Source organism: Streptomyces sp. NPDC050509, assembly GCF_044457965.1.
Classification (GTDB): Bacteria; Actinomycetota; Actinomycetes; order Streptomycetales; family Streptomycetaceae; genus Streptomyces.
In genome coordinates this window covers 95,304-114,952 of record NZ_JBITHL010000003.1, presented here as the reverse complement: position 1 = coordinate 114,952, position 19,649 = coordinate 95,304, and the positions used below count along the sequence as shown (strand labels likewise).

At 67.5% G+C, this 19,649-nt stretch carries 12 protein-coding genes and 2 CRISPR repeat arrays (1 of these 14 only partly in view); of the genes, 1 reads left to right on the top strand and 11 read right to left on the bottom strand.

The features are described from left to right. Positions 1-6: 6 nt before the first annotated feature. Complete coding sequence (locus ACIBJC_RS09585; protein WP_399290036.1) at positions 7-1,143, top strand: polyprenyl synthetase family protein; 1,137 nt, start codon at positions 7-9, stop codon at positions 1,141-1,143. Between the two features lie 607 nt (positions 1,144-1,750). Here ACIBJC_RS09585 and ACIBJC_RS09580 read toward each other — a convergent pair. From ACIBJC_RS09580 to cas6, 11 genes are all read right to left on the bottom strand, one after another. Continuing rightward, complete coding sequence (locus ACIBJC_RS09580; RefSeq protein ID WP_399290034.1) at positions 1,751-2,710, bottom strand: hypothetical protein; 960 nt, start codon at positions 2,708-2,710, stop codon at positions 1,751-1,753. Position 2,711: 1 nt separating this feature from the next. Beyond that, the gene (locus tag ACIBJC_RS09575) at positions 2,712-7,211 is read right to left on the bottom strand and encodes an AAA domain-containing protein (RefSeq protein WP_399290032.1); all 4,500 of its coding nucleotides are present in this window, start codon (positions 7,209-7,211) and stop codon (positions 2,712-2,714) included. A 205-nt stretch (positions 7,212-7,416) separates the two neighbouring features. Further along, entirely contained in the window at positions 7,417-8,181 is a 765-nt protein-coding gene (locus tag ACIBJC_RS09570) for a nuclease-related domain-containing protein (RefSeq protein ID WP_399290030.1), read from the bottom strand. Positions 8,182-8,731: 550 nt separating this feature from the next. Further along, positions 8,732-10,849: a CRISPR direct-repeat array (repeat unit 29 nt; unit sequence GTTGCGAACCCTCCTGGGCTGATGAGGAC). A 99-nt stretch (positions 10,850-10,948) separates the two neighbouring features. After that, positions 10,949-11,206: a CRISPR-associated endonuclease Cas2 gene (gene cas2, locus ACIBJC_RS09565; protein WP_365638484.1), complete on the bottom strand. Its 258-nt coding sequence runs from the start codon at positions 11,204-11,206 to the stop codon at positions 10,949-10,951. 12 nt (positions 11,207-11,218) lie between these two features. After that, the gene (gene cas1b / locus ACIBJC_RS09560) at positions 11,219-12,199 is read right to left on the bottom strand and encodes a type I-B CRISPR-associated endonuclease Cas1b (RefSeq protein WP_399290028.1); all 981 of its coding nucleotides are present in this window, start codon (positions 12,197-12,199) and stop codon (positions 11,219-11,221) included. After that, on the bottom strand, positions 12,199-12,729 hold the full coding sequence (locus tag ACIBJC_RS09555; protein WP_399290026.1) for a CRISPR-associated protein Cas4: 531 nt from the start codon (positions 12,727-12,729) through the stop codon (positions 12,199-12,201). The genes cas1b and ACIBJC_RS09555 overlap by 1 nt, the downstream gene beginning before the upstream one ends. Beyond that, on the bottom strand, positions 12,726-15,176 hold the full coding sequence (gene cas3 / locus ACIBJC_RS09550; RefSeq protein WP_399290024.1) for a CRISPR-associated helicase Cas3': 2,451 nt from the start codon (positions 15,174-15,176) through the stop codon (positions 12,726-12,728). The genes ACIBJC_RS09555 and cas3 overlap by 4 nt, the downstream gene beginning before the upstream one ends. Further along, the gene (gene cas5 / locus ACIBJC_RS09545; protein WP_399290022.1) at positions 15,158-15,844 is read right to left on the bottom strand and encodes a CRISPR-associated protein Cas5; all 687 of its coding nucleotides are present in this window, start codon (positions 15,842-15,844) and stop codon (positions 15,158-15,160) included. Before cas5 ends, cas3 begins: the two co-directional genes overlap by 19 nt. A gap of 5 nt (positions 15,845-15,849) precedes the next feature. Further along, positions 15,850-16,908, bottom strand: a complete 1,059-nt coding sequence (gene cas7i, locus ACIBJC_RS09540) for a type I-B CRISPR-associated protein Cas7/Cst2/DevR (protein WP_399290020.1) — start codon at positions 16,906-16,908, stop codon at positions 15,850-15,852. Continuing rightward, a complete protein-coding gene (locus ACIBJC_RS09535) occupies positions 16,908-18,374 on the bottom strand; it encodes a hypothetical protein (protein ID WP_399290018.1) in 1,467 nt (488 codons plus the stop codon). Before ACIBJC_RS09535 ends, cas7i begins: the two co-directional genes overlap by 1 nt. Then, complete coding sequence (gene cas6 / locus ACIBJC_RS09530) at positions 18,371-19,048, bottom strand: CRISPR-associated endoribonuclease Cas6 (RefSeq protein ID WP_399290016.1); 678 nt, start codon at positions 19,046-19,048, stop codon at positions 18,371-18,373. Before cas6 ends, ACIBJC_RS09535 begins: the two co-directional genes overlap by 4 nt. Positions 19,049-19,417: 369 nt before the next feature. Further along, positions 19,418-19,649: direct repeats of the CRISPR family, unit length 29 nt; unit sequence GTCGTCATCACCCCTGGAGGGGTCGCAAC (it continues 708 nt past the right edge of the window).

Sequence of the window (19,649 nt, the reverse complement as noted above, 5' to 3'; positions counted from 1 at the left end):
AACGTCATGCACGCACCGTCCCACGGCACACTCATCGCCTGGCAGCAGGAGCTGGAAGCGAAGCTCACCCGCCTCGCCTCTGACATGCGGTTCACCGCCCGGATCAGTGAGCCGCTCGTGCACGAAGCGGCCGTCGCCTACCTGACCCGCCCGAGCAAGCGGCTGCACGGCATGGCGTTCCTCCACGCCGCCCACATGCTCGGCTGCGACGAGTACCGGTTCCACGACCTCATCGCCGTCTCGGCCGCACTGGAAATCCGACACGGCGCGATCCTCCTCCACGATGACATCGTGGACGGCGACACCCAGCGCGGCGGTCACCCCACCGCCCACCACGCCCTCCGGAACCCGTTCGGCACCGACGAGGCGGCCAGCGCCGCCCTCCTCGCCGGCGACATTCTGGCCGGCATCGCACCCCTGCCCATCCTGCGCTCCGGCCTGCCGGGCTCCGTACGCTCCCGTCTGTCCGAACTGTTCCAGGCGAACACGGCACTGGTCGCCGCAGGACAGATCGAACAGCTCCACCTGGACGTGCGCCGCGACCCCAATACGGTCAGCGAGAACGAGATCCTCCGCATCCACGCCGGTCAGTTCGCGCCCTACCTGATGTGCTCAATCCACCTGGCCGGCGCGCTGGCCGACCTCGGCGACACCACGCTCGCACGGATCACCGAGGCCGGAGTCCCTCTGTGCCAGGCATTCCAGGTACAGAACGACCTCGCCGGATACACCGAACTCGCGCGGGTTCTCACCAGCGATCCGGAAACCGAGTCGGCCCTGACCCTCGCGAACACATCCGATCTGGCGCGGCGGCGCCGGACCGTACTGGTCCGCGCCGCCCTCAACCGGCTCCCCGGCGGGGCCCACGCGCATCTCACCGCCTATCTGGACGGCGCCGACACCGATCTCGTCACGGTCACCAGACTGATCGAGGCATCCGGCGCCGCCGAGCACTGCACGGCGCTCATCACCAAGCTGCAGGCCCAGAGCCGGAAGAACATCAGCAACAACCCGGAACTGTCGGCCGCAACCAGTGCCACGCTCACAGCAACCTGGGACTACATGAACGCGCTGTACGACCCGGCCTCACCCACCAGCCGGCTCTACCTCGACGCGCGGACAGACCTGATTCGCACGGCCTGACAGGTGGCACCCGAAGCGCTGTAACCACCAGGTCCCGACTGATGCGCGCGCGAGCGGAGGAGGTTTCGGCCCTCGCGAGAGCACACCGTGAGGCTGTCAGCCTGCACCTTGTAGGGAGCGCGTGCGGCGTTGTTCCTGCCGGCCCCGGCGACGGTAAGGAAATCCCCTCGACCGTGCCCAGGCAGCGAGCCCCCACTCCTTTCATGCGTGTGCGGTGCGTGAGCGGACGGTCCGACACAACGCGTCACAAGCAAGATCGAGCACGTAGCCGCGTGGCGCTGAACAGGCAGGACAGCACCACGCGGCAGGCTCGGACACTACCCGGCAAGGATTCGATCCCACTCCTAAAGCGGGTGTCGCAGGTTCGAATCCTGCCGAGGTCACAGGGAATACCTGGTCAGATGCCCTTCCGTCCGGTGGACAGGAGGGACGCTGCTCACCACTCTCGACATCCCCTGCGGCGCCTTCCTCGACGTGTACGCCGACGCACGCGCCCCGCTGCTCCACATGCCGGACGGTGCTCACGATGGCGATCCGCGCCAACCGCTGACGGGCCCTCATTTCTCCTCCACGTCTCTCGTGCTGAATCAGGATGCGAAGCGTCAACTCAGGTGCCTGTCCTTCTTCCCCCATCCGGTCGGCGGCGAGAGACAGAGGCCGGCGTTGGACGTTGCGCAGAGGAGTTGGAGTTCGGGCCACGGCCCTTATCCGCAGGCACCTGAGGAGAAGGTCGAACAGGACGCGCTACCAAAGTCGCCGCGAGGTCGTTCAGTGTTGCGTTCACCACCGGCCAGCACATGTCGAGCGTGTCGCGGTTCGGGCTGTGTCCGTTCTGTTTCTCTGCCAGAGGATGGACGAGATTCCTACACTGCCGGATAAGCTCCGAGGCCAGTTTGGCATCGTGCTCGATCCATTTGTTGTCGTACGCGAAGTCCAGGAAGTCTTTCAGCCCCATGCTCCGCATCGGCCTCGGCAGGGGTACACCTGCAGCCCGGGTCTGCGCGGCATGTGCAAGCACCCCCTCCAGGAGGCTGCCCAGCATGATGACCGCCGACGTGTAGGCTCCGTGCTCGTAGCAGGTGCGTGCCTCGTCCAGCCGGAGTTGCACGGTGGCAGCGAGTTCGGGGTCGCTCACCACCTCCGCCACGGAGACGTTCAGTTCGACACGCGGCAGTTGCCGCGTCTGGTCCTCGAAACCGGCTTCGCAGCGGACGAGGACCGGCTGGCCTCCTTCCTCGCCAATCCGGCGTCCGTCGAGCACGAGTATCTCGTTGAGCCGCTTCAGCGTGGCGTGGTACTCCTGCTGCTGGTTGTAATACTCAAGGCGGTTCGCCAAGCGCAGGATTGCGCGCTCGGCGTCGTCCATACCATCCTCCTGCCGCTCCTTGAGAAGTTCCCGGGCCCACTTGTGCCTCGGTGTGCCGTCGTACTCCGGAACGTCGTCCCAGCCCGCCCGTTGGAAGAACGCGGCGATCTCGTACCCCTTCCGGTAGAGCTGCGGCGGCTCGTCCCCGCAGATCAGGTGGGCGATCTCCGTCAGCGTGCTGTCGTCGAAGATCTCGTTCACATCAGGCTCCTTCGAGAGAGACAGACGCATCCTCATCGAGCATGGCGTCGAGTTCATCGGGGGTGAGGTCGGTATCGCCTATGTCGACCGGGGCCCATGTGCTCCCCGAGTCGCCCTGGACCTCCTCGGTGACTCCGGGCCGGATACCCAGGGCATCAAGGCGCTTCCACAACGGAGTCAGCGAATTCTCCGGAGACAGGGCGAACTCGCTGCTTCGTACACGCCAGAACTGCCAGCCCGCCCTGCGTAGTTCCCGCTCCCGCTCGTAGTCCTCACGGATCTGATCGGGGGTGGAGTGATACGGGCTGCCGTCACACTCCACGGCGAGGCGGCCCGTCTCTCCGACGACGACGAGATCGATGCGTTTGCCGCTGACTTTCCATTGGGGGACGACGTGGTGGCCGCGCTTCTTGATCCTGCGGAACACCCGCTGCTCGAACAGGGAGTCGAACGGCTCGCATCGCTCGTCGGGTGAAACGGCGGAGAGGCCGGGAGAGATGCCCTGGAGTTCCGGCGGCGCCTGCATATAGGTGAGCAGGGAGTGCCGCAGATCTTTGCTGCTCAGTTGGTCCGGTGTGACGGAGGTGAACAGCCACATCTGGTCGCGGGCGCGGCTGGCAGCCACGTTGAACCGCCTTCCGTCACCCTGGCCGGTGAGGGCCCGGGTGTTGTCGGCGTCGACGACCAGCGAGAGCAGGATGACGTCCCGTTCGTCTCCCTGGAACTGTTCTGCTGTACCGACCCGTATGTTGTGCCGCTCCTGGATCGTGGAGTCGATCCGCGTGTCGATGAGATTCGACAGCAGCCTTGTCTGGTGTCCGGAACGGAGCACGATGACTCCGAAACTCCGCTTCGCGTACGCCTCGTCCTCAGCGAGTTCCTGCAACTTGGCAACGATGCGTTCGGCCTCGGGCCTGTTGACCAGGGTCTCTCGCCGTCCCTCGCAGTGGCCTTCCTGGACATGAACGACTTCGAGGGGCCGCAGCCGGTCCGCTCCGTACTGCCGCAGCGGAACGAGTTCGTTGTCGGGATAAAACTGCGCCGAGGACCACTTGATGATCTCCGGCATGCACCGGAAGTGCTCGGTGAGCCGGATCGTCTCGCTGAAGCGCGCGGACAGCAAGTCGTAGAGATTGGACTTGGGGTTGAGCCCGTCCCGCTGCCAGTCGGTGAGATGGGGCAGGAGTGAGTCGAGGAGTTCGTTGAGCCGCTCGTGCTTGCTGCCCGTGTAGAAGGGGACACACTGCTTATCGTCACCCACGACGATGATCCGCGGAGCGAGCCACAGCAGCATCAGCCCGTCCAGACCTACCTGGCTCGCCTCGTCCACGATGACGACATCGAAGGCGTCTGGCTCGGGATCGATCATTTCGGCCACCTGTTTGATCGGCATGACCCATGCCGGGACCGCGGCACGCGCGTCACGCATCGCGGAACGGGCGGCCTTCAGGTGTCGCTTGCCGAGTGCCGTCATTCCTCTGCCCGCGTTCGCCGTTGCCGACGCGTAGGCACTCAGTGCCTGTTTCTGTCCGGCCGTCATGCGGTCAAGACAGTGGTACAGCGCTCTGTCAGCAGCCAGCTGCGTCACCGTGTTCCTCAACTGCGCCTCGACCGATTCCAGTTCTCCTTCCAGCTTGGCTTCCCTGCCAGGTGCCAGCATCGTGTCCTGGAAGGCGCGGGCCCGCCGCCATGCCCAGGCTCCGTCCAGGTCTACGAGGCGGGTTTCCCAAACCGCCTTGGTCGGGCACTCGGTGAAACGCCGGGCTAGTTCGGGGTGGTCCTCGGACAGTCGCTCCAGGATCTTGCGGGCCTCCCGGCGATCGGCCTCACGATGGAACGCCTCGGTCAGTGAGTCGATCGCGGACGTGTACGCCCGCGGATCACGGGCAGTGACGGCTCGATGTGCCTCCGCTAGTTCGGCCACTCCGTGGGCATCGGGCCGCGGCAGCTGCTCGGCGATGGACCGCAGCTTCTCCTCCGCCTCACGGGCACGGAGCAGCCGTTCCGCGCCGTTCGCCGACGTACGGATGTCGTCCCACTGCTGTGCCGTCCGCACCGTCGCCTTGATCCGGGCCATGAGCAGGACGTCGTGCAGCGAACGCACGGAGTGGGTGAACCCGTCCACCGCGCGGAGCGTCGGAACCCGGTCCAGCAGCTCCGACAGAGCCACCTCCGTGGAGCCCTCGGCCACGGGCATGCCGACGCTCTGCCAGCGCTCGTTCAGCTGCCGGACGCACTGGCGTGCCGCCAGGTGAGCCACCAGCGCGGAGATCTCGTCCGGCGTACTGGGCAACCGCCCTTCCACTCGGCAATCCCGGAGAAGGACTTGGGCTTCCTTCTGCACCGCCTTCGGAGCCAGCTTGCGTAGTTTGCCGCCACCGCGGAGAAATTGTTCGAGGTCCTTCCCGGCTGCGATGAGACGCGATTCCTCGGCAAGCCCCACATCAGGTACGTCGAGCACGGCGAAGGGGATGTGCTGAAGTACGTTCTGCACTTCCTCGGCGCGGGCGGATGACCGGCGCACCCCGTCCCACAAGTGCTTTCGTTGCCCGGCCATTCCGTCCGTCAGGGCACGAGTGGTCCATTCGTCGGGTGACCAAGCGGCCGGCTCACCTGGCAGTCCCTCGCTCTGAAGAGCGTGCTCCGCCGCGTCCAGCAGTTCCACCAATGTCGCGATCAGTTCGCGGCCCTGATGCGCGAGTTCGAGAGAGAGCGTGTCGGACGACGCCTCGGCGCAGGAGCGCACAGCGGTGTCCAGGGCTTTGACCGCCTCTTCGAACAGCACGGGTGCGACGAAGTCCGCGGGGTCCGGACAGCGGGCGGCATGCTCGTCCAGCACGCCGGCTCCGTGCCGGGACACCAGACCCAACAGGCGCTGGGCCTCATCCTGGCTCAGAGTAGGCTCCCGCGGTGCCGAGGAGGGCAGGCCGGGCATCCAGTCGTACTTCGGTGCACCGGCGGCGACGGTTTCCACGATCTCTGCGAGCCGCCCCTGGTAACCGGCAGCCACGTCGAGGTGTTCGTACCACTCTCCCTCACGAACAGCGCGAAGTTCGGCACGGAGCCACGCCTGGGTGTCCGACAGTTCCGAGCGCAGCGCCTCATGGCCCTTGATCTTTGAGTCGAGACGCTCCGTCGACTGGGTGGCGCTGAGCTGGGAGAGCGCGCGCACGGACTGTTCCAGGTCGCCGCTGCCGTCCTGGCGCCGGTCACCCTGGAGGACACACAGGCTGCGCAACTCGGCAGGCAGTTGGTCCCGCAGGACCTTCAGCGCCTGGCCCTTCTCACTCGTCACAAGTACCCGCTTGCCGTCCGCCAGCAAGGCACACACGAGGTTGGCGATGGTGTGCGTCTTTCCCGTGCCTGGCGGCCCCTGAACGACGACGCCGGTATCGGTCTGAAGGCGCCGCAGGACATCCCGCTGTGCTTCGTTCGACAGCAGCGGGAACAGCGGGTCGGGGCCGAGGGCGGGCGGCACGTCGCGGCCCCCCGCTGTACCCCACATGCGGCGGTCCTCCGCTTCCAGTTGGTACAGCAACTGGGCCAGGCCCAGTGGAGCGATGGCCCCTGGCTGGGCCAAGCGGTTCGCGATGCCGTCGTAGAAGTTCACGAGGGCGCCCTGGCCACGCTGACGGAGGATGATCGCCGGCGCGAACCCGAGCGTGGGCTCCGGCAGCACCGGGTCGGCGGGCGGGCGGCCCCAGCCACGATGGAACGCCACTGCGCGATCGGTGCCGAACGCCCTCTCCGACCAGTCACCGAGCGCGTCTTGGGAATCGCGGGACAGCGGATGGAATCCTTCCGCGTCGACACGCTCTCGCAGCGGGCTCATCAGACGCGTGCTGTAACCCTCGTCCGCGCTGAGGAACTCGCCGTCCTCCAGCCGCGCGGGGTCGCCGGGTGAGAGGTCGACGGTGATGGACATGTTCGTGGAATTCACGGTGAGTATCAGCGGCGCCGTCAGAATGTGCCGGGCGATACGCGCCGACGGACGTGCGGCTCCGATGGTCAGGAATCCACTGCCCAGTACCGCCTCGTACTCCTCGCCGTCCTGTTGAATCCGGGTCGCCATTCGGTACAGCTGCTGATGGAGTTCTCGATACGGGCGGTCGACGCGCTCTTTTTCTGACCACTTGCGCCACGCGTCGAGCCATCGCGTGTAGGCGCGCAGCACGTCGTGCGCTTCCTCTCGGCGGATCTCCGAGACCTCGAACAGGTCTCCGTTCTCGTCCTCCTGCCAGCCCTGCCCCGGTCCCGACTCGGCCAGCGCTGGCGCTTCGGGCGTCGCGGTGGCGGCGGCCTCGGGATCGATCCATCCCGCCAGCACCTCTGGCAGGACGGGAGCCGGGCGAGGCGGGCGGTGTGCCACCTTGAGCAGCGTACGGTCGCCGTCCGGGGATCGCCGGAGCCTGTCGTCCGGCAGTCCGGAAAGCCAAAGGACCTCCGGATACTTCTGCCAGTCCCTCACCGGCTTGTACGACCCACGAACGATTTCGCGCATATATTCGATGAGTTGGCGCGTGCGGTGGACCGCCTCCGGATTGTTCGCACGAAGTTCAGAGTGAAGAGACACCTATCCCCCAGATCATGGCTCGACGAAAAGCCTTCCAGGATGAGGGAGAGAAGCGGCGCCATCAACAGGGACCGATGAGTAATGACGCGAACAAGCCACATTCCACGAAATTTGGCTTCAACCCAGCCAACCGTTAAGAGCGAACCCACGTACGGCGATCGCGTGCCGCCGCGTACACCCACTCAACCTCGTCCGGTCGCCAGCCAGCCCTGAGGTGCTTGAACGCCGCGATGTCGCGCTCCCGCAGGACCCGCACATCCCGGAGTGACGGCACAACCCTCAGCTCCGCCACCGCAACGAAGGCAAGCACCGGCTGAACCTCGACGGGAAAACCGCACGCATTCGTCAACGCAGCCGAGGCCCGCCTTGCCTCTGCCCGGCTCTTTCGCACGTAGGGGTACGACCGGCCGCCTACGCGAACAGAGTCGTCACCCACCCAGACTCGCGCTCCGCGAAGGCACTTTGTGTTGAAGCAGAAGGCTCCGCCTGGGCCGACCACGACATGGTCGATGTCGACATCATCCGTCAGGGGTATGGAATGCAGTACGCGCCAGCCTCGCCGCGTCAGCCTCTCCAGCTCCGCTCCCACCCGGCGCTCACCGGCCAGTCCTGCGCGCCAGCTGTCCGCCTCCAGGCGCCGCCCCGACAGCCTGGCCAACGCCCACCGCCAGAAGCCGGGGGCCAGCTCATCCATCTTCTTCCGCAGCGCGTCCCCCGGGCGGTTCCCCGCGAGGTCATCCTCGGCATGCAGTTCCTGGTGCACTGCAGACTCGGACAGCGCAGTGAGATAGGGGGCGAGTACGTCAAGTACCGCGTCCCGCTGTTCCTCGACCAGAAGTTTCAAGTACCCCGTGCGACGGTCGAGCCAAGCCACCTTCTCGCCGTCGGGCCGATTCACGTACAGACGGTCATGTCCGTAACGCTTCCACACAGAGACCTGTAAGCCACTCACGTGCCCCCCGTTCCGCAACCCACCGGATTCCGACAACCATGTGACCAGGACCGGAAACAGCGAGCAAGACGGCCTCATGTCTGCGCCGAGCGGGCTGGTGCCGCGACTGGGCGCTTCCTACCTGTTTCCGCAGGCAGGGCGAGGGCACATCCAGGGCACATGAGACTGGGAAACGGCGTTGACCCGTGAGAACTAGCGGGATCAGTTTTCCCAGGTCAACGCACGTTTCGCCGAGAAGTACCAGGGCAGCGGCCTCCCGCCCCCACTCGCTGCACGAGTGGCAGGACTTCTCGGTCCGCCTGCACGAGCCGGGGCATCAGCCGTACTGCTTGGTGTGGCCCTGACCTGGGATTTATTGCGGATTGGGCGGTGTTCTCTCGGGCTCCGCCCTGGTCTTGCGCGGGAGGCGGACCGTCAGACGGCCGGGGCATATTGAGGGCACATCAGCTCTCTGGGGCGCCGATGTGCCCTGGGCGTCTCGGCCATCCTCCGGCTCGGCTTCCACCCTCCTGGGAAGATGAGGACACCCTGCTCGGCGCGACCGTGCGCCTGCGCATCCGGTTGCGAACCCTCCTGGGCTGATGAGGACGAGCTGGGCCAGGCCGAGGGTGACTGCGACGGCCGAGTTGCGAACCCTCCTGGGCTGATGAGGACTCGGCGGTGAGGTCGTACACGTCGCGGTCGAGCTGGAGTTGCGAACCCTCCTGGGCTGATGAGGACGCCGCCGCCCTCCGGGGTGTCGCCCTCCGGCTCTCGTTGCGAACCCTCCTGGGCTGATGAGGACGCCGGCCGGTCTGTTCTCCGAGTCTCGGGAGGCCGTTGCGAACCCTCCTGGGCTGATGAGGACCGCCCGCATGCGGGCACGACGTAACGCGCGAACCCCGTTGCGAACCCTCCTGGGCTGATGAGGACCCGCGCGGTGATCAGGTCACGGCGCGTGTCGACCATGCGTTGCGAACCCTCCTGGGCTGATGAGGACCTGCCCGCCGGAGGACTGCGGGGGGCCACTCGGCTAGTTGCGAACCCTCCTGGGCTGATGAGGACGTTGCCGCTGTCCGGGCGGGGTGCCCGTGGCGGATCGTTGCGAACCCTCCTGGGCTGATGAGGACCCGCACTTCTGGAAGACGAGTGGGACGGGATTGTGGTGTTGCGAACCCTCCTGGGCTGATGAGGACGTTGCCGCTGTCCGGGCGGGGTGCCCGTGGCGGATCGTTGCGAACCCTCCTGGGCTGATGAGGACCCGCACTTCTGGAAGACGAGTGGGACGGGATTGTGGTGTTGCGAACCCTCCTGGGCTGATGAGGACTCCGGCGGAGCCGTACACCGGTCGCGGTGCTGCTCCCCGCGTTGCGAACCCTCCTGGGCTGATGAGGACAGGATGTTCCACAGCTCGGTGGGGGTGGTGCGGTCCCGTTGCGAACCCTCCTGGGCTGATGAGGACCGGCGGTCCACCCGCTGATGTCCGTCTCCAGCCCGTTGCGAACCCTCCTGGGCTGATGAGGACAAAAAAGGCGCCCCCGGATGTCGACAAGCTGACCTGTTGCGAACCCTCCTGGGCTGATGAGGACCGCGAGCATCGTTGACCTCGCTGTCGGTCATCTCAAGGTTGCGAACCCTCCTGGGCTGATGAGGACCAGGGATGATTCGCCCCAGTGGCCGTCCTCGGGGAGTTGCGAACCCTCCTGGGCTGATGAGGACGCGCCCCCGCCGGACGCGCGGCGGCCGAACGGCAACGGTTGCGAACCCTCCTGGGCTGATGAGGACAGGCGGTTGGCCGCACCGACTACGAGGGCGAGTGGCTGGTTGCGAACCCTCCTGGGCTGATGAGGACGCGCTCCCAGTAGCAGTCCGACAACGTCCCCGACGTCGTTGCGAACCCTCCTGGGCTGATGAGGACGCCGATGCGGCACACGGTCGCGGGCTGGCGGTTCGCGTTGCGAACCCTCCTGGGCTGATGAGGACGCGCTCACCTTGCTCTGGTCGATGACCCGATCAAGGAGTTGCGAACCCTCCTGGGCTGATGAGGACACGCCGTACAGGTCCTTCGCCGGGCGGCCGTGCCGGTGTTGCGAACCCTCCTGGGCTGATGAGGACCCGCGTTCGTGCTGCTGTCGCGGGACCTGGACGCAGGTTGCGAACCCTCCTGGGCTGATGAGGACGCCAATGATCCGCGTGTAGGTCCAGATGGTGACCCGTTGCGAACCCTCCTGGGCTGATGAGGACAGGTGGCCAGAGCCGCCAATCATTGGCAGAAGGCCATGTTGCGAACCCTCCTGGGCTGATGAGGACGCGGGTGGTGCATCAGCAACCGGTACTCTCGTCACGTTGCGAACCCTCCTGGGCTGATGAGGACGGGCCCGGCCCTCGCCCCTCCTTTTCTTCCCCACCTCGTTGCGAACCCTCCTGGGCTGATGAGGACGTACTTCAAGCCGAGGGGCGACCAGCGCGTCAGCGCGTTGCGAACCCTCCTGGGCTGATGAGGACCGTCTTCGAGGACGGTGATGTCCATGTTGGGCTGGTGTTGCGAACCCTCCTGGGCTGATGAGGACGTACGTGTGCTGCAACTCCACCTGCGACATGTACAGGTTGCGAACCCTCCTGGGCTGATGAGGACCCGACGGTAAAGCCGCAGGTCAGCGCCCCTCCACTGCGACGTTTCGGTGGCGTTTCTGCAGCAGTCCGGCGGTAGTGCATCAGTGCAGGTCAAAGCGGTTCAGAGGATGTCGCCGGGGCCGCCCAGGTCAACGCCGAGGGTGTTGGATTCGATCATGTCGGGGGATCGGGCAGCGTAGGTGACGATGCTGTCGTAGTCCGGGTCGATGGTGGTCTTCAGGGCTGCCATCAGCGCGCGGTACTGCGCTGTGGTGAGTTCGCCCTGGAAGACGCTGCGCTGCGTCCAGTGGAGGTATTTGCGGCAGGTCTTGAGGACCTTGGGGTTGCGTTCGACGGCGGTGTCGTAGACGAGGATCACGAAGATGGCCGCTCACCACCAAGGCCGGAAGGGCTTGTAGGGCTTGTCCTCCAGGCACATACGGACGATCTTGAGGGCCTCCAGGTGGATGAGTTCCTCGTAGCTGACCTTGCGCTTGAGGGTGCGGTGATGGACCGTCGTCGCCAGTTCTTCCTTGACCAGGGCGGCGACCTTCTTGCGGCCGTCCTTGCTGAGGGAGGCGCGGGCGACGTCGGTTTCGAAGTCGGAGGGCTTCAGCTTCTTCTGGGCCGCGGCTCGTTTGAGGAGCCGCTCGGCGAAGAGGGGCTTGAAGGGTTCGGCCAGGTCCAGGGCGAGGGTGTTGCGGCGGCGGTCCGTGTCCGCGTGGAGGAATCCGATCGCCGGGTGCAGGGGCGTGGTGCGCAGGGCGGTGAGGACGCGGGCGTAGACGAGGGTGTTGAGGTAGCTGACGAAGGCGTTGCCGGCGTTGGTCGGCGGGCGGCGGGTGCGGCCGTCGAGGCGGAGCCAGGCCGGTAGCTGGGTGTCGAGAACGGCCCAGGCGGTGCGGCGGAAGTTGCCCTCCTGGCCCATGATCGCGTCGCTGTCGCCGCAGTCGGGCAGGGCGGTGCGTAAGGACTGGAGGGCCGGATCGAGGAGGTCGGTGTCCAGTGCCCACCGCAGGTTTTCCGCTGTGGCGAGTACGAGGGCGCGGCCGGTCGCGGCACGGTGCTCCGGGTCGGCGGTGATTTCTACCTGTCGGCGTACGACGGCGGCCGACGACATGGATTCCGAGGGGCTGAAGTGCCCGGCGTGGTTGCCGTAGTGGTCCAGGACGTGGAGGGCGACGCCGTTGCGGCTCAGGAGTGAGAGGGCCGAGGTGTTGATGTCGACGTGGTCGAAGGTGACCAGGTCGCGGATGTCGGTGATGGGGATACGGACCGGGTTGCCGTCGGCGCGCTCGATGCGGACGCTGTTGTCCTCGCGGCGGATGCGGCAGGGTTCGGTCAGCCAGTAGGTACGGCCGACGGCGGGCATCAGTCTCCCCAGCAGTAGTCGAGGTAGGAGCAGCCGCGGCAGTTGGCGCGGGTGAGGCGAGGTGGTGGTTCATCGGCAGCGATGGTGGTGCGGGCCTGGGCCTCGGACGCTTCGGCTTCGGCGCGGGCCTCGCTGTCCCAGGGGACGTCGGTGGTGCGGCGGATCAGGGGGTAGTGGATGGTGCCGCCGCGTACGGCTACACCCCGACGTTCGAGCAGGAGGCAGTAGTGGCGTACCTGTGCGGCGTGGGCGGGTGAGGGCGCGCGCGAGGACTTGGTTTCGTGGACGACCGCTCCCGTGGTGATCCAGTCGATCTTCGCTTCGCCGAGGTCGATGTCGCGGCGGCGGGTGAACGTCGTGTCGTCGACGACCTCGCCGAAGGCGACCAGGTCGCTGCGCTGCTCGGGCCGGTAGCCGCGGGTGTAGAGCCAGAGCTGACGTGGGCAGTGGTGGAGGTACTTGATGTGGACGCCGCCGAGTTGCGCGTCCTCGTCGTCCGGCCTGTTACCGGGGCCTGTGGAGGGGTTCACAGGATGGTGTCCGGTTCCGTCGGTGGCTTCAGCCCGATGGTCTCGTCGTAGGCGCCGTCGATCACACGGACTCCCAGATTCCGTTCGTACTGCGGTTTGTATGTCTTGAGTTGGCCGTATCGGAGAGGGATGAGGAGGCCTGCCGCGCGCAGGGGGTGGCCTTCCGGGCCGGTGGTGAGGTCGCGGTATTCGTCTACGTCTTCGCGGAGCAGCACCTCGACGCTGTCGAACTGTTCGCTGAGCTTGTCGGCGAACTCGGAGCGGTCGTGGAACGGGTCGGTGAAGGTGAGGAAGGTGGCCGCGAAGTCGTCCCGGGCCCGGCGGGCCTTCGCTTCCCACGCCCTGCCCCAGTCGGTGTCGTAGGCGAGGTGGAGAAGCCGTTCGATGTCCTCTTCGCTGAGGGTTTCGCGGCCTTCCGCGACGAGCGTGGTCAAGGCTCGCCAGGAGGCGGCGACCGCGGCGTCGTCGTACGGTCGGCCGGCTTCCGTACGGTGAACCCGGAACTCGACGGATCCTGCGGGGTGTCGGCCTCGGCGGTTGACGCGGCCCGCGCGCTGGGCCACGGCTTCGATGGGGGCGTTCTCCACTGCCCCGCGGTCGAAGTCCAGTTGCAGCGAGACTTCGACCGTCTGTGTGGCGACGGTGAGTCCGCCGCGGTGGGAACGATCGCCCACGGCACGTTCCGGGTGACGGCTCAGAAGGTTCTTCTCGATGGTGTCGCGGTCGCGGTTCTTGAAGCGGGAGTGCAGCAGCAGGGCGGCGTGCGGGTCGTCGGGGAGACGGGCGCGGGCGCTGGCGCTGGCGGCCAGTTCTTCGTACAAGGCCTGCGCGGTGGCCACCGTATTGACGACCGCGAGGACGCTGTGGCCTTCGTCGAGCCAGGTGCGCAGGCGTTCGACGCTCTCCGGGTCGATGAGGGGGTTCTCGTCCAGGACGAGGCGGTGGCGTACCGGGCTGGTGCCTTGGGGCGCGCGATGGCAGGTCACCGGCCGGGTCAGGCTTTCCTCGATGAGGGTGGTCATCGGCGGGGCCAGGGTGGCGGAGAGGACGGCGACGCGGCTGCCGAGCCGCTCCCACAGTCCCATGGCGGCGCAGAGGCGGCCGAAGGTTTCGGGTTCGTAGGCGTGGAGTTCGTCCAGGACGAAGACCGAGTTGGTCTGTTCCAGGAGTACGGAGGAGTAGACCGGGCCGGCGATGGCGCCTCGGAGCAGTTGGTGTGGAGTGGCGACACGTAGGCGCTGGGTGAACAGGCGCATGGCGCCGGCGCGGGCCCGTGCCTGGCGGGCCATCGCGGCAGTCGGTTCGGCGCCTCGGCTCGTGTCGGCGTTGGCTTCGGCTTCGGCTTCGCTGCATTCGGTTTCCGCCGCCTCGCTGAGAAGCGTGTGGGCGACGGTGCCGTGGAGCAGTCCGATGTCCGCCGTGTCCTCCCCGGGGGCCGGAGCCAGGTCGCGTTGCAGCCTTCGTCGTGCCGCGTTGAGGGAGGCGCGGTACGGCAGGGTCCAGACGACGCGGGGCAGGCCGGGCATCGTACGCAACTGCTGCCCGGCCCAGGACAGTCCGGCCTCCGTCTTGCCGCTGCCGGTGGGAGCGATGAGGACAAGGTGCCCCTCGGTGTCGGCGGCCTGCCGCTGGTGCGGGTAGGGCGGGTAGGGGAGCCGGTGGAAATAGTCGGTGGGCAGTGGCATGTGGGTCTGGAGGCGTTCATGTGCGGAACCGGCGTGGTCGGCGAGGGTGAGCGCACCCTGGGCGAGGACGGCGAGCAGTCCTCGGTCGGCTGCGACCGGCTGCCGCCAGGCGTCGAGCAGTTCGTCGAGGACGAGCCGTGCACGGTCGGCCACCGTGGGCCCGCCGCTGGGCAGGGAGGGCGGGTCCGTGTGCAGGGCGCCGGAGAACCAGGCGAGGAGTTCCCGGTGGAGCCCCCGGGTGACCTGAATCTGCGGGTCACCGTTCGGGCGTGGTGTGCGGGTGAAGGCTTCGTCCCACTGCGTACGGAAGTTGTACTGCTGAGAGAGGCTCTGTTTGCCCTTGGCCGCGCCGGAGGTCGCCGTGAGCAGAGCCCGATGATGGGTCGCGACGAGCGTGGCGATCACCAGCCGGTCCTCGTCCGTCCAGCCGGTGACCGTTGCCAGAAGGTCGACGTAGGCCAGAGAGAGCACTTCATGGCGCTGCCCCCAGAACGTGCCACCCGGCAGCAACTGCTGCTGGAAGCCTTCGGCGACCTTGCCGGCGTCGTGGAGGAGGGCCGCAGCCCGTACGCGGGTCCAGAACGCGGGTTCCGTCGCGAGCGGCCCGGCCGTGGCCACGCGGTGTTCGATCTGCGCCACCGTGTCGTGGACGGTGCGCGAGTGCGTCGTCAGCCGTTCGGGGTCGTGCTTCGGCGCGGACTTGGCGCGGACATCGGAGAGGGCACGCGGCGCGGGCTTCGGGGTCAGGGGGCGAGCAGCCATACCGCCTGCCCCAAGTCGTCCTCGTACGCGTCGCGCACCGGGTGCGCCCCGGTGGGGGCGTCGCACCACAGGTAGTCGGACCACGCGGTGGAGAGCCGGTCGGTGGATACGCTCGCCGCCATACGGTGCACGGTCGCCTGGGGCACGTCATGTCCGCCCGTCGGTGCCAGCGCGTGATCGACGGTGGCCGTCGTCGCCGGACGCAGCGTGGTATGCAGAAGCCGCAACGGGTGGACAAGGTCCTGGGACCGTCCCAGGCGCAAGGGCCAGCGGGGGCGGCGGAGTGCTCGCGCGATGCGGTCGCCGTCGGTGCCGGGCAGCCAGACCGTAAGACGTACATGCGCGAGGAAGGGACGGTCGCGGATCGTCATGCCTCCCTTGACGGCGCGCACGCGGCCGGAGACCGCCGGGTTGGAGCCGTCGGCGGAGATGGGGTGATACGTCTCGGCATCCACGCCGCTGCCTTCGGCACGGGCGGCCATGCCGAAGGCCAGGGGTTCGCTCCGCTCCCCCGTGGCGGCGGCCAGCAGGCCGCGTACGGTCGAGGGCGGGGGCAGCGGAAGGCCGCGGCTGAGCCCCGGGAAGAGCGGATCGCGGAACGAGGCCACGGGAGCCCAGAACTCCGCCCGCCACGCCGTACGGAGCGCTGTTCGGGATGTGTCCGGCACGGAGATCACCGGGCGGGGTCGTCGAACCAGCCGTCCAGCCGGCCGTCCCGCAGTTCGGCCGCCAGATCGCGCAGGATCGTTCGGGGGTGATCGATGACGATGGTCCCGTCCTCGATCTCCTGGGCGCACTCCTTCTCGAAGTCCTCCCGCAGGAGGTCACGGAAGCCGGGACGCCAGCCGATCCGGACCGGGGCCTCCCACTCCCCGTCCCACGCCTTCAGCTCCTCGCGCAGTACGTCGCCGCGTACCCGCAGGCCGGTCTCTTCCTGGCCGTCCACGCAGTGGGCCAGCGGGTTGATGCCCCCCTTGAAGGGGACCATCACCAGCAGGGCGGGTACGCGGTCCCCGTAGTGGAGGGCCTGCTTGGCGCCGCCGCTCAGGTGCGCGAGCGCCTCCAGGAGGAGTGCCGCCCGGTTACGGCGCTCCTCGATCGGCAGCCGTACGGCCGGCTGGTCGCGGAAGTTGAGCGAGGAGGCTCCGGCCTGCGCGGCTTCGGCGACCTGCATGGCCTCTTCCTCGTTGAGATAATTCGGGCGGCCGGCGCCTGCGGCATCGGGGAGGGTGAACGTGCCGATCCTCGGCAGGTCCAGGAGGAACGGGGCAGCCAGATCGGCGGTGTAGAACTCGTGCCCGTGCAGGACCGGCTCGGACACTCCGCGCGACATGACGCCGAAGTCCTCGGTCGGGTAGGCGGGTTCGACCGACATGAGGGTGCCCAGCATGAACGGGCTGTCGCGCAGGGTGGTGGCCGCGCCGTCCTTCTTCGCGCCTGCCTTCATGTAACCGAACAGGTCGTCGTCCGCGTAACGCACCGGGTTCGCTTCGGTGTTGCCCTTCTGCGCCTTGTTCTGCGCCTTGCCGACCCGGCTCACCGGCGACGGTACGGAGCCGAGCTCGACCATCCCGTCGCGGGTCCAGCGCCGTACCGCCTGGGCGGAGACGTACGGGTAGTGCCTGCCGCGGATCCGTGCGTACTTGACCCTGGCCTTGGTGTCCTCGCCCTTGCCGTTGTTGGGCGCTCCCGCTTCGACGGCCAGCACCATCTTCCCTGCCAGATAGGCCATTACGCCGCTCCCCTGTCGTCGTCATCGTCCATGCCGTCGCCGTCCCGCATGTTGTCGCCGTCGCCCTGGCCGAGCACCGGTCGCGCCAGCAACCTTTCGGTACGGACCTCCTCGTCCGGGTCGACCGGTCTTTCGTTTACAGCCACGCCCCGCTCCTGAAGGAGCTGAAGCACGGTGGCGGACAGCAGCATGCGCTGCTCCCAGGCGCGGGGGCGCTGCTGGATCAGTGGCCGCCAGTCCTTGGGCCCGGCCGATACCGACCGGCCGTCCAGGGTCAGGCGGAAGTGCGCCTGCATCAGGAGGGCGCCCAGTTTGTAGTCGCTCAGCGCTACGTTCCGGTACTCCGCGAGGCGCCCCCGGGGCGCGCCGCCGCCGTACTCGATCCAGTCGGCGATCACCGTCGCCACCGGCTTCAGGTCCGGGTTCATGCCCAGAATCTCCTCGGCGTAGATGAAGGCGAGCCGCGTCAGAGCCGCTCGATTCCGCAGGCTCCAGGACTTCTCCGGCTCGTCCAGAAGCTGGTGAAGCTGTGACAGCAGCAACCGGCTACGGCCGTCCTCGGCCTCGAACAGCAGCCGGGCCGCTTCGGCGGGCCCGTTCTTGACCGGCTGTCCTTCCTTGTCCCGACGGGTGAGAGCCAGCTCCAGCAGCCGCCATCCGCGACGCGGCTCGGCGTTGCCCTCCACCGTCGCCAGGAAAAGCGGGACGGCACGGCGGGTCCGTGTCACCCGCAGCCACGGATCCTGGTTGTCGTTCTTGAAACTCCACAGCGTGGCGGCGGCCGGCAGATCCGGGCCCAGCGCCTTCAGCGCCCGCAGGACCACCGCTTCGGGCCGGGCGCCTGCCGCAAGCCCGTCGAAGCCGAGCTGCATGATCCGCCTGGCACGGAGCACATTGCGCGCCGAGAACTCGCGCTCGGCCTCGTCCTGCTCACAGGAGAGCACCGTCGCCGACCCGGCGGTGACCCACGCTCCATACGGCAGGGCCCAGGCGGCGACACGGCAGCCACGGCAGATCGGCCAGCCCGCGACGCCTGGCGGCAACGTGTTGAGCGCCTTATTGGTGTCGTACATCGGCAGATTCTTCTTCGTCCACACCACGGCGGCGGGCGCTCCGCAAAAGGTGCACGGCCAGGCCCGGGAGCCCGGGGCATCGGGGACGAACAGCGCCAGGATTTCAGGCAGCAGGGCGGCGTGATCGCGAGGTCGCTTGCTGTGCGTCGCCTTGGAGTTGGGGTAGAGCGCGAAGAGAACCTTCCACCAGTCGTACACCGCCGAGTCCTTCGGTGCCACGGCGGCAACCATCACGTCCTCGACCAGCCGGGCGGCCACCGCGTCCAGGTCGACCTCGGTGACCTCCTGCGGGGCCGCCCGGCCGGCCAGTACGGCGACCGCCCAGGCTCCCGCCCGCTGGATCGGGTGACTCGTCGCGGTCAGCCCCGGCGAGTCGGTGGCGAGCGGGCTCACCGGATCCACCCGAATCCCTGCACCGTGTCTAGCCCGAGGCCCCAGGACCGTAACGCGTCCACGAACCGGGCATCGGCCTCCATGCCCACCCGCACCTGCGCCCCGATGCGCGGCGCCCCCCGCACCGTGAACCGCCGACGCGGTCCCGCCTCCAGCACACGTAACCCGCTCGGCGCCGGAAGCCCGAGGATGTCCGCCTTGTGGGCCAGGTTGTGCTGGAGCCGAGCAACGTAGTGGGGCTCCCCAGGAAGGAGATAGCGGCCCTCGTGCTTGACCACGACCGGAGTCGCAGTCGCCAACTCCACCGGGCCGTCCGCTACCGGAGCCCCGACATCGACGGTGAAGCCCCGCATCTTCAACCGCGCCGGTCCCCACACGATCTCGGTACGGGAAGCGAGGGCCGCCACCAGAACCGCTGCGATCTCCGGTACTGGCGACCCCAGCCAGACCGACCCCTCGGTCGAAGTCGTGTACACACCGCGCTTCCTCGGCGCGCCCTTGAACTGAGGCGCGGTCAAGCCCAGGGGCTTGAGCGGCTGCCCCTTCCAGCCCTCGTCGTGCAACGACCTTGCGAGGGCGGCGTCCTGGCTTCCGAGCAACTCATACATGACGGCGCGCGCCGGCCCGTGCACGTGCTCCCAGCCCATGCTCGGAACATCGGCGTCGATGTCCACCCTGACCCGCACAGCACCCCCAAGGACGCTACAGAACAACGGTGTTACGCCACCCGGATCGATGAACCGGAGGCGACAACAGGAAGGTAGCGAACCAGGCGGATAGAAGTGGCGGTAACCCATAAACGCCCCTGAAGCACTACTAAGTGTGCTATAGGGGATCTCCATCAGGACTCAGTGGTCGCCCTATGCAACTCAGTCGCTCAGAGCCGTAAGCTAGCGGGCACCACTGACAGCCTCCCTGTGGCAAGCTCCGTGCCAATGTTTCGCGACGCTCTGACCTGCGCTGATGCACTACCGGCGGATCGCTGCAAAATGAGCCGCGCGACGCCGAACGAAGACACTGGTGACCAGCGGCTTTACCTTCGGGTCGTCATCACCCCTGGAGGGGTCGCAACATGAGCAGCCAGCCCCGGCACTGGTCCCAGGCCAGGTCGTCATCACCCCTGGAGGGGTCGCAACTGAAGGTGCTGGCACTGCCGGTGATCTCCGTGGACGTCGTCATCACCCCTGGAGGGGTCGCAACGTGGAGATGACAGATGCTGCTGACGGGTCAGCGAGTGTCGTCATCACCCCTGGAGGGGTCGCAACTTCTGCGCGT

Coding starts and splice junctions, on each gene's coding strand:
- ACIBJC_RS09585 (WP_399290036.1), top strand. CDS start 7: ATGCACGCACCGTCCCACGGCACACTCATCGCCTGGCAGCAGGAGCTG.
- ACIBJC_RS09575 (WP_399290032.1), bottom strand. CDS start 7,211: ATGCGCGAAATCGTTCGTGGGTCGTACAAGCCGGTGAGGGACTGGCAG.
- cas1b (WP_399290028.1), bottom strand. CDS start 12,199: ATGCCCGCCGTCGGCCGTACCTACTGGCTGACCGAACCCTGCCGCATC.
- cas3 (WP_399290024.1), bottom strand. CDS start 15,176: ATGGCTGCTCGCCCCCTGACCCCGAAGCCCGCGCCGCGTGCCCTCTCC.
- cas7i (WP_399290020.1), bottom strand. CDS start 16,908: ATGGCCTATCTGGCAGGGAAGATGGTGCTGGCCGTCGAAGCGGGAGCG.